Genomic DNA, 14,088 nt, shown 5'->3' with positions numbered 1-14,088 from the left:
CCCTTGATAGATGTAAATAACTTTGAATATATGAAGATTGGACTTGCTTCACCTGACAAGATTCGTTCTTGGTCATACGGTGAAGTTAAGAAACCAGAAACAATTAACTATCGTACGTTAAAGCCTGAAAAAGATGGCTTGTTCTGTGAGCGTATTTTCGGACCACAAAAGGACTGGGAATGTCATTGCGGGAAATATAAACGTGTACGTTATAAAGGTGTAGTTTGTGATCGATGTGGCGTTGAAGTAACGCGTGCAAAAGTTCGTCGTGAACGTATGGGTCATATCGAATTAGCTGCTCCTGTATCTCATATTTGGTATTTCAAAGGTATCCCGAGCCGCATGGGACTTGTCTTAGACATGTCCCCTCGCGCGCTTGAAGAAGTAATTTATTTCGCTTCTTATGTTGTAACAGAAAGTGGAGATACACCACTTGATAAGAAGCAATTACTTTCTGAAAAAGAATACCGTGCATATCGTGATCGATATGGCAGTACATTCCATGCTGCTATGGGTGCAGAAGCGATTAAAAAATTACTGCAAGACATCGATTTAGATAAAGAAGTAGACTTCTTAAAAGAAGAATTAAAAACAGCACAAGGACAACGCCGTACTCGTGCTATTAAACGTCTAGAAGTATTAGAAGCATTCCGTAACTCTGGAAATCACCCATCTTGGATGATCTTAGAGGTTCTTCCAGTTATCCCACCAGAACTACGCCCGATGGTACAGTTAGATGGTGGACGTTTTGCTACTTCTGACTTAAACGACTTATATCGTCGTGTAATTAACCGTAACAACCGTTTAAAACGTCTATTGGACTTAGGTGCACCAAGCATTATCGTTCAAAACGAAAAACGTATGTTACAAGAAGCTGTAGACGCATTAATCGATAATGGTCGCCGTGGCCGTCCAGTTACTGGACCAGGTAACCGTCCATTAAAATCACTATCTCACATGCTTAAAGGTAAACAAGGACGTTTCCGTCAAAACTTATTAGGTAAACGTGTTGACTACTCTGGCCGTTCTGTAATCGTCGTAGGACCGAACTTAAAGATGTACCAATGTGGATTGCCGAAAGAAATGGCACTTGAATTGTTTAAACCTTTCGTTATGAAAGAGTTAGTTGGAAAAGGATTAGCACACAACATTAAGAGTGCTAAACGTAAAATCGAGCGTGTACACCCTGAAGTTTGGGACGTTTTAGAATCTGTGATTAAAGAGCATCCAGTACTTCTAAACCGCGCACCAACACTTCACCGTCTTGGTATCCAGGCGTTTGAACCTACACTAGTAGAAGGTCGTGCAATCCGTCTTCACCCACTTGTATGTACTGCATACAACGCGGACTTTGACGGTGACCAAATGGCGGTTCACGTTCCGTTATCATCAGAGGCACAAGCAGAAGCTCGTATCCTTATGTTAGCGGCACAAAACATCTTGAATCCAAAAGACGGAAAACCAGTTGTTACTCCATCTCAGGATATGGTATTAGGTAACTATTACTTAACACTTGAGCGCGAGGGTGCAATCGGTGAAGGTATGGTCTTCAAAGATGCAAACGAAGCAATACTTGCATACCAAAATGGATATGTACATCTGCACACACGTGTTGCAGTTGCTGCGAGTTCGGTAAATAATGTAACGTTTACTGAAGAGCAAAAGAGTAAGCTTCTATTAACAACAGTTGGTAAATTAATATTTAACGAAATCTTACCAGAGTCGTTCCCTTATATTAATGAACCAACAAACTCAAACCTTGAAAAAGAAACACCAGCGGAATATTTCGTTGAAAAAGGTGCGAACATTAAAGAAATTATTGCTAGTCGCGAAGAAGTGGCACCATTTAGCAAGAAAATCCTTGGTAATATTATTGCGGAAGTATTCAAACGTTTCCAAATTACAGAAACGTCTCGCATGCTTGACCGTATGAAAAACTTAGGATTTAAATACTCTACAAAAGCTGGTATTACAGTTGGGGTATCAGATATTCTTGTATTAGGTGAAAAAGATGAAATTCTCCATGAAGCACAAGCAAAAGTAGATAATGTAATTAAACAATTCCGTCGCGGTTTAATCACGGAAGAAGAACGTTACGATCGTGTTATCTCTATTTGGAGTAATGCAAAAGATGTTATCCAAGGAAAGCTGATGAAATCCTTGAATAAACGCAACCCAATCTTCATGATGAGTGATTCCGGTGCCCGTGGTAACGCATCGAACTTTACTCAGCTTGCTGGTATGCGTGGTCTGATGGCCAATCCATCTGGTCGTATCATTGAGCTTCCGATCAAATCGAGTTTCCGTGAAGGTTTAACAGTACTTGAGTACTTCATCTCTACGCATGGTGCGCGTAAAGGTCTTGCCGATACAGCACTTAAAACTGCCGATTCTGGTTACTTAACACGTCGTCTTGTAGACGTTGCACAAGATGTAATTGTTCGTCAAGATGATTGTGGAACAGATCGCGGTTTACTAATTGGTGCGATTAAAGAGGGTAATGAAGTTATTGAGTCACTATATGATCGTCTTGTTGGACGTTTTGCAAGAAAAACTGTAAAACATCCTGAAACAGGTGAAGTATTAGTTGTTGAAAATCAATTAATTACTGAAGATATTGCTCATATCGTTGAAAAGTCGGGTGTTGAAACTGTAAACATTCGTTCAGCGTTTACGTGTAATACTCGCCATGGTGTATGTAAGAAGTGTTACGGTCGTAACTTAGCAACTGGTACAGACGTAGAAGTAGGAGAAGCGGTAGGTATTATCGCAGCTCAATCTATCGGTGAGCCAGGTACACAGTTAACGATGCGTACGTTCCATACAGGTGGGGTTGCCGGGGATGATATCACACAAGGTTTACCTCGTATCCAAGAGATCTTCGAAGCTCGTAATCCGAAGGGTCAGGCAGTTATCAGTGAAATTGACGGTGTTATCGCAGCGATCAACGATGTTAAAGATCGCCAAGAAGTAGTTGTACAGGGTGAAGTTGAAGCTCGTACGTATGCTATTCCTTACGGTGCTCGTCTGAAAGTAACTCTAGGACAGCCAATTAGCCACGGTAAAGAGTTAACAGAAGGTTCTATTGATCCGAAGGAATTACTAAAAGTAACGGACATTACAGCAGTTCAAGAATACTTATTACGTGAAGTTCAAAAAGTATACCGTATGCAAGGGGTAGAAATTGGTGACAAACACGTAGAAGTAATGGTACGTCAAATGCTACGTAAAGTTCGTGTAAGTGATGCGGGTGAAACAGATGTATTACCAGGAACATTACTAGATATCCATCAGTTTACTGATGCGAATGCGAAGGTGTTACTGAAAGGTAAACAACCAGCAACGGCTAGACCGGTTCTACTTGGTATTACAAAAGCTTCACTTGAGACAGATTCGTTCTTATCTGCGGCGTCATTCCAAGAAACAACTCGTGTTCTAACAGATGCAGCAATTAAGGGTAAACGCGATGAGCTTCTAGGATTGAAAGAGAATGTTATTATCGGTAAGCTTGTTCCTGCTGGAACAGGTATGAATCGTTATCGCAAAGTGGATCTTGTAAAAACAACACAAGATAACATGAATGTAGAAAACGATGAAGTTTATGTGGAACAGTAAAATTTTCCGTCGTAAATTTTGTATAAAAACAGCTGATCCTAGTTGACATTGTATGAGACAAAATGTTACTATAATCAAGGTTGCTCCTGAACGATGCTTTGGAGGATATTTAAATGTCTTATCAAAAAGTGTCAAATGCTGAAAATGTAGTCGTTGGTCATAAACGAACATTGGAAGCAATCAAAAATGGTATAGTTAAAGAAGTTGTTATTGCGGAAGATGCTGATGTGCGGTTAACCCATGTTATCATTCGTACTGCCTTGCAACATAACATACCCATAACCAAAGTTGAATCAGTTCGTAAGCTTGGAAAAGTTTCGGGGATTCAAGTGGGAGCTTCAGCAATAGGAATAATAAGTTAAAACTGTTTTTGTGAGGAGAGAGCATTTGCTCTTCCTTGCAAAAACTTTGTTTTCAACTAATAATGAACCACCTGGATATGTGGTCATACAAACATGCGAAGGGAGGATAATCAAATGCCTACTATTAACCAATTAGTGAGAAATGGTCGTACTGATAAAGTATGGAAGTCTAAATCACCTGCGTTAAACAAAGGTTTTAATTCTTTAAAGAAAAAATCAACTGATATCTCTGCACCTCAAAAACGTGGTGTGTGTACTCGTGTTGGTACAATGACTCCGAAGAAACCGAACTCAGCGTTACGTAAATACGCTCGTGTACGTTTAACAAACGGTATTGAAGTTACAGCTTACATCCCAGGTATCGGTCATAACCTACAAGAGCATAGCGTAGTATTAATTCGCGGTGGTCGAGTAAAGGATTTACCAGGGGTACGTTACCACATCGTTCGTGGTGCGCTTGATACAGCTGGTGTTGACAAACGTATGCAAGGACGTTCTAAATATGGTACTAAGCGACCAAAACCTGCTAAAAAATAATAAACTTATAATGAAAGGAGGAACTCAATATGCCTCGTAAAGGACCTGTTGCGAAACGTGACGTGTTACCAGATCCAATGTACAATTCTAAACTTGTAACACGCCTAATCAACAAAATGATGGTTGACGGTAAAAAAGGTAAATCTCAAACAATTCTTTATAACGCTTTCGATATCGTTCGTGAACGTTCAGATAAAGAACCAATGGAAGTATTCGAGCAAGCTCTTAAGAACATCATGCCTGTTCTTGAAGTACGTGCTCGTCGTGTTGGTGGTGCTAACTACCAAGTTCCAGTTGAGGTTCGTCCAGAACGCCGTACAACTTTAGGTCTTCGCTGGTTAGTAAACTATGCTCGTCTTCGTGGTGAAAAAACTATGGAAGAGCGTCTAGCTTACGAAATCTTAGATGCAGCTAACAACGCTGGTGCATCTGTTAAGAAACGTGAAGACACTCATAAAATGGCAGAAGCTAACAAAGCATTTGCTCATTACCGTTGGTAGGATTCAACGTAAAATAAATTGTAAGCATAAACCGCTTTATTTGTCGCTTATGGAAGTGTGGAGAGGGAGAATGCCTCTCCCTTTCGTTGGGCGCTCGTTTTACATAATGAGGGTACTGGACACTGGCATATGTAACAATATAAAGTGGCTTTTTTGCTACTTAAAATAAAATAATCCAATCCATATATGGAAGGAGCAAGACACCAAATGACTAGAGAGTTCTCTTTAGAAAACACTCGTAATATTGGTATCATGGCTCACATCGATGCTGGTAAAACAACAGCAACTGAGCGTATTCTGTATTACACAGGACGTATTCATAAAATCGGTGAAACTCATGAAGGTGCATCTCAGATGGACTGGATGGAGCAAGAGCAAGAACGTGGTATCACAATTACTTCTGCTGCAACTACAGCACAATGGAAAGGTCACCGTGTAAATATCATTGACACTCCAGGACACGTAGATTTCACAGTAGAAGTAGAACGTTCTTTACGCGTACTTGATGGCGCAGTAGCAGTACTTGATGCACAATCTGGTGTAGAACCACAAACAGAAACTGTTTGGCGTCAGGCTACTACTTATGGTGTACCTCGTATCGTATTCGTTAACAAAATGGATAAGATTGGTGCAGATTTCTTATACTCTGTAGGAACAATCCACGATCGTTTACAAGCAAACGCACATCCAATTCAGTTACCAATCGGTGCTGAAGATGAGTTCAATGGTATCATTGACCTTGTTGAAGAGTGTGCTTACATGTACTCTAACGATTTAGGAACAGACATCGAGCGTGTCGAAATTCCTGAAGAGCATAAAGAATTAGCTGAAGAATACCGTGGAAAACTTATTGAAGCGGTAGCTGAGCTTGATGAAGAAATGATGATGAAGTACCTAGAAGGTGAAGAAATCACTGTAGAAGAGCTTAAAGCTGGTATCCGTAAGGCTACAACTTCTGTAGAATTCTTCCCAGTAATCTGTGGTTCTGCATTCAAAAATAAAGGTGTTCAAATTCTGTTAGACGCAGTTATCGACTACCTACCATCTCCATTAGATGTACCTGCTATTAAAGGTACTCTTCCGGATACAGATGAAGCTATCGAGCGTAAGTCTAGCGATGAAGAACCATTCGCAGCTTTAGCATTCAAAATCATGACTGATCCTTATGTTGGTAAGTTAACGTTCTTCCGTGTGTACTCTGGTGTGTTAAACTCTGGATCATACGTGAAAAACTCAACTAAAGGTAAGCGTGAGCGTGTAGGTCGTATCCTACAAATGCACGCTAACAGCCGTGAAGAGATTTCAACAGTTTACGCTGGTGATATCGCTGCTGCTGTAGGTTTAAAAGATACTACTACTGGTGATACTCTTTGTGACGAGAAGAGCCTTGTTATCCTTGAGTCTATGGAATTCCCAGAACCAGTTATCTCTGTAGCTATCGAACCAAAATCTAAAGCTGACCAAGATAAAATGGGTACAGCATTATCTAAGCTTTCTGAAGAAGATCCAACATTCCGTGCTCACACTGACCAAGAAACTGGCCAAACAATCATCGCTGGTATGGGTGAACTTCACCTTGATATCATCGTTGACCGTATGCGCCGTGAATTCAAAGTGGAAGCAAACGTTGGTGCTCCTCAGGTAGCATACCGTGAGACTTTCCGCGCTGCTGCGAAAGTTGAAGGTAAGTTCGCTCGTCAATCTGGTGGTCGTGGACAATTCGGTCACGTTTGGATTGAGTTTGAACCTAATGAAGAAGGTAAAGGTTTTGAATTCCAAAACAAAATCGTCGGCGGTGTAGTTCCACGTGAATACATCCCAGCTGTTGGAGCGGGTCTTGAAGACTCACTTAAAAATGGTGTACTAGCTGGTTATCCACTAGTTGACATCAAAGCTGCGTTAGTTGACGGATCTTACCATGATGTCGATTCATCTGAGATGGCGTTCAAAATCGCTGCATCTATGGCGCTTAAAGCTGCGGTTTCTAAATGTAGCCCAGTAATTCTTGAGCCAATGATGAAAGTTGAAGTTGTAATTCCTGAAGAGTACATGGGTGACATTATGGGCGACGTAACATCTCGTCGTGGACGTGTAGAAGGTATGGAAGCTCGCGGTAACGCTCAAGTTGTTCGCGCTATGGTTCCACTTTCTGAAATGTTCGGTTATGCAACGGCATTACGTTCTAACACTCAAGGACGCGGAACATTCTCAATGACATTTGATCATTATGAAGAAGTACCGAAGTCTGTTTCTGAAGAAATTATTAAAAAAAATAAAGGTGAATAATTGATTTTTATCGATTGTTCAAGTATAACTACTTATGTAAGCTTAGAAAGTGAGACGCAAGTTTCACTTTCTAGTCTAAATATAAAATAACCCATATAAACTAAGGAGGAATTTAGAATGGCTAAAGCTAAATTCGAACGTTCTAAACCCCATGTTAACATCGGTACAATCGGCCACGTTGACCATGGTAAAACTACATTAACTGCTGCGATCACTACAGTTCTTGCAAAAGCTGGTGGTGCTGAAGCACGCGGATACGATCAAATCGACGCTGCTCCAGAAGAAAGAGAGCGCGGAATCACAATCTCAACTGCACACGTTGAGTACGAAACTGAAACTCGTCACTATGCACACGTTGACTGCCCAGGTCATGCTGACTATGTTAAAAACATGATCACTGGTGCTGCTCAAATGGACGGCGGTATCTTAGTAGTATCTGCTGCTGATGGTCCAATGCCTCAAACACGTGAGCACATCCTTCTTTCTCGTCAAGTAGGTGTTCCTTACATCGTTGTATTCTTAAACAAATGCGACATGGTAGATGACGAAGAATTATTAGAATTAGTAGAAATGGAAGTTCGCGACCTATTATCTGAATACGGATTCCCAGGCGACGATATTCCTGTAATTAAAGGTTCTGCTCTTAAAGCTCTTCAAGGAGAAGCTGAGTGGGAAGAAAAAATCATCGAATTAATGACTGAAGTTGATGCTTACATCCCAACTCCAGAACGTGAAACTGACAAACCATTCTTAATGCCTATCGAGGATGTATTCTCTATCACAGGTCGTGGTACAGTTGCAACTGGTCGTGTTGAGCGTGGAATCGTTAAAGTTGGTGACGTAGTAGAAATCATCGGTCTTGCTGAAGAGAATGCTACTACAACTGTAACTGGTGTAGAAATGTTCCGTAAGCTTCTTGACCAAGCTCAAGCTGGAGACAACATCGGTGCTCTACTTCGTGGGGTTGCTCGTGAAGACATCCAACGTGGACAAGTTCTTGCTAAAACTGGCTCTGTAAAAGCACACGCTAAATTCAAAGCTGAGGTTTTCGTATTATCTAAAGAAGAAGGTGGACGTCATACTCCATTCTTCGCTAACTACCGTCCACAGTTCTACTTCCGTACAACTGACGTAACTGGTATCATCCAATTACCAGAAGGTACTGAAATGGTAATGCCTGGTGACAACATCGAAATGACTATCGAACTTATCGCTCCAATCGCTATCGAAGAGGGAACTAAATTCTCTATTCGTGAAGGTGGACGTACAGTAGGTTACGGTGTAGTTGCTACAATCGTTGCTGAGTAGTCTTTAATTAGATTATTAAAAACTCAAGGGATTCTCCCTTGAGTTTTTTTATTGCTTATTACTATAGAAGAAAGAGATGTATTTTCTATTTTTGGATGAGTTTCTTCTATAGTATATAAAACGAAAACAACACCCAAAAACTGTAAGGTGAATAAGAGTAGATGAAAACTTGATATTCTTTAAAGTGCCATGTATAATAGCAAAAGTAGAGAAAAGCAGATGCGAACAAAAAGATGCTTGCATCTAGACGAATAACATTGTATAATAGACAATGTTGGTCTTTGACTGCGATGAAGTGGAAGGTTGCTGACACACCCGGCCGCTTTGCCATGGCATGGTGTGGGGAAATTTCCATGGAGAAGGTCTATTTTAGAAATAGGCGAACGAAGGAGGGAAAATAATGGCAAAAGAAAAAATTCGTATCCGTTTAAAAGCTTATGATCACCGTATTCTTGATCAATCAGCTGAGAAAATTGTAGAAACAGCTAAGCGTTCTGGGGCAACAGTTTCTGGTCCGATCCCATTACCAACTGAGAAGACTATTTACACAATTCTTCGTGCTGTTCATAAGTACAAAGATTCTCGTGAACAATTCGAAATGCGCACACACAAACGTCTAATCGACATCGTGAGTCCTACTCCGCAAACAGTAGATTCATTAATGCGTTTAGATTTACCATCTGGTGTAGATATCGAAATCAAACTATAATTCATATAACTTAAAAATGTAGGAGGTGTAACTCATGACCAAAGGAATCTTAGGAAGAAAGATCGGTATGACTCAAGTATTTGCTGAGAACGGTGAGTTAATCCCAGTAACGGTAATCGCTGCTAATCCAAACGTTGTTCTTCAAAAGAAAACAACTGAAACTGATGGCTACAACGCAATTCAGTTAGGATTTGAAGATAAACGTGAAAAGTTAACTAACAAACCTGAACAAGGCCACACTGCTAAAGCATCTACAACTCCTAAGCGCTTCATTCGCGAAATCCGCGATGCAGACGTGGACGGATTAGAGGTTGGTCAAGAGGTAAAAGTTGAAGTTTTCGCTGCAGGTGAAATCGTTGACGTAACAGGAATTTCTAAAGGTAAAGGTTTCCAAGGTGTTATTAAACGCCACGGACAATCTCGCGGACCTATGTCTCATGGTTCTCGCTATCACCGTCGTCCAGGTTCAATGGGGCCAGTTGCTCCGAACCGTGTATTCAAAGGCAAAAAACTTGCTGGACGTATGGGTGGAGACCAAGTTACTATCCAAAACTTAGAAATCGTTCAAGTTGACACTGAGCGCAACTTATTACTAGTAAAAGGTAACGTTCCAGGTGCTAAGAAATCTCTTGTAGTTGTTCAAGGCGCTGTGAAGGTTAGCAAATAATTCACAATAGGAAGGAGGAATTCCAATGCCAAAAGTTACTGTATATAACCAAACTGGTTCACAGGTTGGTGAAATCGAATTAGCTGAAGCTATTTTCGGTATCGAACCAAATGAAGCTGTACTATTTGAAGCTGTAATGATGCAACGTGCATCTTTACGTCAAGGTACACACAAAGTAAAAACTCGCTCTGAAGTTCGTGGTGGTGGTCGTAAACCATGGCGTCAAAAAGGAACTGGACGTGCTCGTCAAGGTTCTATCCGCTCTCCTCAATGGCGTGGTGGTGGTACGGTATTCGGACCTACACCAAGAAGCTATGCGTACAAACTTCCTAAGAAAGTTCGTCGTTTAGCAATCAAATCTGCATTAGCTACTAAAGTAGTTGAGAACAACATTGTAGTTCTTGAGGACCTAGTGTTAAATGCACCAAAAACAAAAGACATGGTAGCAGTACTTAAAGGATTAACTGTTGAGAAGAAAGCTCTTATCGTAACTGCTGATGCAAACGAATCTGTAGAGTTATCTGCTCGCAATATCCCTGGAGTAACAGTAATCACTGCTGATGGCGTAAACGTGCTAGATGTGCTTCATCATGATAAGCTAATCATGACAAAAGCGGCAGTGGAAAAAGTAGAGGAGGTGCTTGCATAATGAGAGATCCTCGTGATATCATTAAGCGCCCAGTTATCACTGAACGTTCTATGGAAATGATGGCTGAAAAAAAATACACGTTCGACGTGGACGTTAAATCTAATAAAACAGAGGTTAAAGACGCTATAGAAGCGATCTTTGGTGTTAATGTAGACAAAGTAAATATCATGAACTACAAGCCGAAAGCAAAACGTGTTGGTCGTCACGCTGGTTTTACTAGCCGTCGTCGTAAAGCAATCGTTAAGCTAACTGCTGACAGCAAAGAAATCGAAATCTTCCAAGGCGTTTAATTCTTACTAAAGAAGGAGGGAAATTGAGATGGGAATTAAAAAGTATAATCCAACTACTAACGGTCGTCGTAACATGACTACGAATGATTTCGCTGAAATCACGACCGACAGACCAGAAAAGTCTTTACTTGCTCCTTTAAGCAAAAAGGCTGGTCGTAATAACCAAGGTAAAATTACTGTACGTCATCAAGGTGGCGGACATAAGCGTCAATACCGTATCATCGACTTTAAGCGTAACAAAGATGGAATTCCAGGACGCGTTGCTACGATCGAATACGATCCAAACCGCTCTGCGAATATCGCATTAATTAACTACGTTGACGGTGAAAAACGTTACATTCTTGCTCCTAAAACTTTAGAAGTAGGTATGGAAGTTATGTCTGGCCCTGAAGCTGACATTAAAATCGGTAACGCATTACCATTAATCAACATTCCAGTAGGTACTGTTGTTCATAATATCGAGCTTAAGCCTGGTCGTGGAGGACAATTAGTCCGTTCTGCTGGTACATCTGCTCAAGTACTTGGTAAAGAAGGAAAATACGTACTTGTACGTTTAACTTCTGGTGAAGTACGTTTAGTATTATCTGCTTGTCGCGCTTCAATCGGTCAAGTTGGTAACGAACAACACGAACTTATCAAAATCGGTAAAGCAGGTCGCTCTCGCTGGTTAGGTAAGCGCCCAACAGTTCGTGGTTCTGTAATGAACCCGGTTGATCACCCACACGGTGGTGGTGAAGGACGCTCTCCAATCGGACGTAAGTCTCCAATGTCTCCATGGGGTAAACCAACTCTTGGATTCAAGACTCGTAAGAAAAACAAAGCGTCTGATAAATTTATCGTTCGTCGTCGTAAAAAATAATGGGATTGTAGTACGGTTCATTTCAAGAACCGTACGCCAATCACGAAGGGAGGCACCAAAATGGCTCGTAGCTTAAAAAAAGGACCATTTGTCGATGATCACTTAATGAACAAAATGGAAAAATTAGTTGCATCTGAGCAAAAACAAGTTGTTAAAACTTGGTCTCGCCGTTCAACAATCTTCCCTCAGTTCATCGGACATACAATTGCTGTATATGATGGTCGTAAACACGTACCTGTGTACATCACTGAGGATATGGTTGGCCATAAGTTAGGTGAATTCGCACCAACTCGTACGTATAAAGGTCACCTTGCTGACGATAAGAAAACTAGAAGATAATGAGAGGAGGCACTTCAATGCAAGCTAAAGCAGTAGTGAGAACAGTTCGTATTGCTCCTCGTAAGGTTCGTTTAGTAGTAGACTTAATCCGAGGTAAGCAAGTGGGTGAAGCGATTGCTATCCTTAACCACACACCAAAAACTGCTTCTCCAGTTGTAGAAAAAGTTTTAAAATCTGCAATCGCAAATGCAGAGCACAATTATGAGATGGATATTAACAACCTAGTTGTTGAAAAAGTCTTCGTTGACGAAGGTCCAACGTTGAAACGTTTCCGTCCACGTGCAATGGGTCGTGCAAGCCAAATTAACAAACGCACAAGCCACATCACAGTTGTGGTATCAGAAAAGAAGGAGGGATAATCGATGGGTCAGAAGGTTAATCCAATTGGTCTTCGTGTCGGTATTATCCGCGACTGGGAATCTCGTTGGTTCGCTGAGAAAGATTATGCTACGTTATTACATGAAGACATCAAAATCCGTGAGTACATTACTGTACGCTTAAAAGATTCTGCTGTTGCTAAAGTAGAAATCGAACGTGCAGCAAATCGTGTAAATGTTACAATTCACACTGCAAAACCTGGTATGGTAATTGGTAAAGGTGGTACTGAAGTTGAAGCACTTCGTAAAGCTCTTAACCAATTAACAGGCAAGCGTGTACACATTAACATTTTAGAAGTTAAGAGAGCTGATCTTAACGCTAAATTAGTGGGCGAAAACATCGCTCGTCAATTAGAAAACCGTGTATCATTCCGTCGTGCACAAAAGCAAGTTATTCAACGTGCTATGCGTGCAGGAGCAAAAGGTATTAAAACACAGGTTTCTGGTCGTCTTGGCGGGGCTGATATCGCTCGTGCAGAATCTTACAGTGAAGGAACTGTTCCACTTCATACACTTCGCGCTGATATTGACTATGCAGCAGTTGAAGCTGATACAACATACGGTAAATTAGGCGTAAAAGTATGGATCTACCGTGGAGAAGTCCTTCCTACAAAAAAGAAAGCTTCTGAGGAAGGAGGAAAATAATATGTTAATGCCAAAACGCGTAAAATATCGTAGAGAGCATCGTGGTAAAATGCGTGGTCGTGCAAAAGGTGGAACTGAAATTGCTTTCGGTGAATTCGGTTTACAAGCACAAGCTGCTTCATGGATTACAAACCGTCAAATCGAAGCTGCTCGTCGTGCAATGACTCGTTACATGAAACGTGGCGGTAAAGTATGGATTAAAATTTTCCCTTCTAAACCTTACACTGCAAAACCTCTAGAAGTACGTATGGGTTCCGGTAAAGGGGCACCAGAAGGCTGGGTAGCAGTAGTAAAACCTGGGAAAATTATGTTTGAAATCGCGGGTGTATCTGAAGAGGTAGCACGCGAAGCATTACGTCTTGCAGCTCACAAACTACCTGTGAAATGTAAGTTCGTAAAACGTGAAGAAAATGGTGGTGAATCTAATGAAAACTAATGATATTCGTGAATTAACCACTGCCGAAATCGAAACAAAAGTTAAAGCTTTAAAGGAAGAATTGTTCAATCTTCGCTTCCAACTTGCTACAGGACAATTAGAGAATCCAACTCGCATCCGTGAAGTGCGTAAAGCGATTGCTCGTATGAAAACTGTAGTTTGTGAAAGAGAGATCGGAATTAATCGATAAATTGAGGGGAGGTTTGCATAGTGAGCGAACGTAACCAACGCAAAGTTTATACTGGTCGTGTTGTGTCTGATAAAATGGACAAAACGATTACAGTTTTAGTTGAAACTTACAAAACTCATTCCTTGTACGGAAAACGTGTTAAGTATTCTAAAAAGTACAAAGCCCATGATGAGCAAAACCAAGCAAAACTTGGCGATATCGTTAAAATCATGGAAACTCGCCCGCTTTCTGCTACTAAGCGTTTCCGTTTAGTTGAAATCGTTGAAGAAGCGGTTGTTATCTAAATAGACGAATCGGAATTTTTAGTCCGAAGGGAGGT

At 40.9% G+C, this 14,088-nt stretch carries 17 protein-coding genes; all 17 read left to right on the top strand.

Features of this window, described 5'->3' with window-relative positions; genetic code table 11:
• Positions 1-3 precede the first annotated feature (3 nt).
• The 17 genes from rpoC (at position 4) to rpsQ (ending at position 14,053) form a co-directional block, all read left to right on the top strand.
• Positions 4-3,615, top strand: a complete 3,612-nt coding sequence (rpoC, locus tag BG05_RS03790; protein ID WP_002009783.1) for a DNA-directed RNA polymerase subunit beta' — start codon at positions 4-6, stop codon at positions 3,613-3,615.
• A gap of 113 nt (positions 3,616-3,728) precedes the next feature.
• Positions 3,729-3,977: a 50S ribosomal protein L7ae-like protein gene (locus BG05_RS03785; protein ID WP_000121833.1), complete on the top strand. Its 249-nt coding sequence runs from the start codon at positions 3,729-3,731 to the stop codon at positions 3,975-3,977.
• A 114-nt stretch (positions 3,978-4,091) separates the two neighbouring features.
• Positions 4,092-4,514, top strand: coding sequence for a 30S ribosomal protein S12 (gene rpsL, locus BG05_RS03780; protein ID WP_001142341.1), 423 nt, complete (start codon positions 4,092-4,094; stop codon positions 4,512-4,514).
• A 29-nt stretch (positions 4,515-4,543) separates the two neighbouring features.
• The gene (gene rpsG, locus BG05_RS03775) at positions 4,544-5,014 is read left to right on the top strand and encodes a 30S ribosomal protein S7 (RefSeq protein ID WP_001137492.1); all 471 of its coding nucleotides are present in this window, start codon (positions 4,544-4,546) and stop codon (positions 5,012-5,014) included.
• Between the two features lie 207 nt (positions 5,015-5,221).
• Complete coding sequence (fusA, locus tag BG05_RS03770) at positions 5,222-7,300, top strand: elongation factor G (protein ID WP_002169326.1); 2,079 nt, start codon at positions 5,222-5,224, stop codon at positions 7,298-7,300.
• Between the two features lie 117 nt (positions 7,301-7,417).
• On the top strand, positions 7,418-8,608 hold the full coding sequence (gene tuf, locus BG05_RS03765; RefSeq protein WP_002009778.1) for an elongation factor Tu: 1,191 nt from the start codon (positions 7,418-7,420) through the stop codon (positions 8,606-8,608).
• 400 nt (positions 8,609-9,008) lie between these two features.
• Positions 9,009-9,317 carry a 30S ribosomal protein S10 gene (gene rpsJ / locus BG05_RS03760; RefSeq protein WP_001040595.1) on the top strand — a complete coding sequence of 103 codons (309 nt, stop codon included), beginning with the start codon at positions 9,009-9,011 and terminating at the stop codon, positions 9,315-9,317.
• Between the two features lie 34 nt (positions 9,318-9,351).
• Positions 9,352-9,984 carry a 50S ribosomal protein L3 gene (rplC, locus tag BG05_RS03755; protein ID WP_000160209.1) on the top strand — a complete coding sequence of 211 codons (633 nt, stop codon included), beginning with the start codon at positions 9,352-9,354 and terminating at the stop codon, positions 9,982-9,984.
• 25 nt (positions 9,985-10,009) lie between these two features.
• A complete protein-coding gene (gene rplD, locus BG05_RS03750) occupies positions 10,010-10,633 on the top strand; it encodes a 50S ribosomal protein L4 (protein WP_001127261.1) in 624 nt (207 codons plus the stop codon).
• The gene (gene rplW / locus BG05_RS03745; protein WP_001205557.1) at positions 10,633-10,923 is read left to right on the top strand and encodes a 50S ribosomal protein L23; all 291 of its coding nucleotides are present in this window, start codon (positions 10,633-10,635) and stop codon (positions 10,921-10,923) included. Before rplD ends, rplW begins: the two co-directional genes overlap by 1 nt.
• Before the next feature lie 28 nt (positions 10,924-10,951).
• Positions 10,952-11,782: a 50S ribosomal protein L2 gene (gene rplB, locus BG05_RS03740; protein WP_000511584.1), complete on the top strand. Its 831-nt coding sequence runs from the start codon at positions 10,952-10,954 to the stop codon at positions 11,780-11,782.
• Positions 11,783-11,842: 60 nt separating this feature from the next.
• Entirely contained in the window at positions 11,843-12,121 is a 279-nt protein-coding gene (rpsS, locus tag BG05_RS03735; RefSeq protein WP_000124452.1) for a 30S ribosomal protein S19, read from the top strand.
• 17 nt (positions 12,122-12,138) lie between these two features.
• Positions 12,139-12,480 (top strand): 50S ribosomal protein L22, encoded by a 342-nt coding sequence (rplV, locus tag BG05_RS03730; protein WP_002009773.1) that lies wholly within the window; start codon positions 12,139-12,141, stop codon positions 12,478-12,480.
• Positions 12,481-12,483: 3 nt separating this feature from the next.
• Complete coding sequence (gene rpsC, locus BG05_RS03725; protein ID WP_002009771.1) at positions 12,484-13,143, top strand: 30S ribosomal protein S3; 660 nt, start codon at positions 12,484-12,486, stop codon at positions 13,141-13,143.
• A 1-nt stretch (position 13,144) separates the two neighbouring features.
• A complete protein-coding gene (rplP, locus tag BG05_RS03720) occupies positions 13,145-13,579 on the top strand; it encodes a 50S ribosomal protein L16 (RefSeq protein WP_000928969.1) in 435 nt (144 codons plus the stop codon).
• Positions 13,569-13,769 carry a 50S ribosomal protein L29 gene (gene rpmC, locus BG05_RS03715; protein ID WP_002091523.1) on the top strand — a complete coding sequence of 67 codons (201 nt, stop codon included), beginning with the start codon at positions 13,569-13,571 and terminating at the stop codon, positions 13,767-13,769. Before rplP ends, rpmC begins: the two co-directional genes overlap by 11 nt.
• A 20-nt stretch (positions 13,770-13,789) precedes the next feature.
• The gene (rpsQ, locus tag BG05_RS03710; RefSeq protein ID WP_002091526.1) at positions 13,790-14,053 is read left to right on the top strand and encodes a 30S ribosomal protein S17; all 264 of its coding nucleotides are present in this window, start codon (positions 13,790-13,792) and stop codon (positions 14,051-14,053) included.
• The last annotated feature ends 35 nt before the right edge of the window (positions 14,054-14,088 follow it).

The sequence above is a fragment of the Bacillus mycoides genome, from assembly GCF_000832605.1.
GTDB lineage: Bacteria > Bacillota > Bacilli > Bacillales > Bacillaceae_G > Bacillus_A > Bacillus_A mycoides.
This window is presented reverse-complemented; position numbering and strand designations above follow the sequence as displayed.

What these genes read in the sequence shown, in the direction of transcription:
- rplW (WP_001205557.1), top strand. Translation starts at nt 10,633, where the DNA reads ATGAGAGATCCTCGTGATATCATTAAGCGCCCAGTTATCACTGAACGT.
- rplC (WP_000160209.1), top strand. Translation starts at nt 9,352, where the DNA reads ATGACCAAAGGAATCTTAGGAAGAAAGATCGGTATGACTCAAGTATTT.
- rplB (WP_000511584.1), top strand. Translation starts at nt 10,952, where the DNA reads ATGGGAATTAAAAAGTATAATCCAACTACTAACGGTCGTCGTAACATG.
- rplD (WP_001127261.1), top strand. Translation starts at nt 10,010, where the DNA reads ATGCCAAAAGTTACTGTATATAACCAAACTGGTTCACAGGTTGGTGAA.
- rpsJ (WP_001040595.1), top strand. Translation starts at nt 9,009, where the DNA reads ATGGCAAAAGAAAAAATTCGTATCCGTTTAAAAGCTTATGATCACCGT.
- fusA (WP_002169326.1), top strand. Translation starts at nt 5,222, where the DNA reads ATGACTAGAGAGTTCTCTTTAGAAAACACTCGTAATATTGGTATCATG.
- rpsS (WP_000124452.1), top strand. Translation starts at nt 11,843, where the DNA reads ATGGCTCGTAGCTTAAAAAAAGGACCATTTGTCGATGATCACTTAATG.
- rplP (WP_000928969.1), top strand. Translation starts at nt 13,145, where the DNA reads ATGTTAATGCCAAAACGCGTAAAATATCGTAGAGAGCATCGTGGTAAA.
- BG05_RS03785 (WP_000121833.1), top strand. Translation starts at nt 3,729, where the DNA reads ATGTCTTATCAAAAAGTGTCAAATGCTGAAAATGTAGTCGTTGGTCAT.
- rpsC (WP_002009771.1), top strand. Translation starts at nt 12,484, where the DNA reads ATGGGTCAGAAGGTTAATCCAATTGGTCTTCGTGTCGGTATTATCCGC.
- rplV (WP_002009773.1), top strand. Translation starts at nt 12,139, where the DNA reads ATGCAAGCTAAAGCAGTAGTGAGAACAGTTCGTATTGCTCCTCGTAAG.
- rpsG (WP_001137492.1), top strand. Translation starts at nt 4,544, where the DNA reads ATGCCTCGTAAAGGACCTGTTGCGAAACGTGACGTGTTACCAGATCCA.
- rpsL (WP_001142341.1), top strand. Translation starts at nt 4,092, where the DNA reads ATGCCTACTATTAACCAATTAGTGAGAAATGGTCGTACTGATAAAGTA.
- tuf (WP_002009778.1), top strand. Translation starts at nt 7,418, where the DNA reads ATGGCTAAAGCTAAATTCGAACGTTCTAAACCCCATGTTAACATCGGT.
- rpmC (WP_002091523.1), top strand. Translation starts at nt 13,569, where the DNA reads ATGAAAACTAATGATATTCGTGAATTAACCACTGCCGAAATCGAAACA.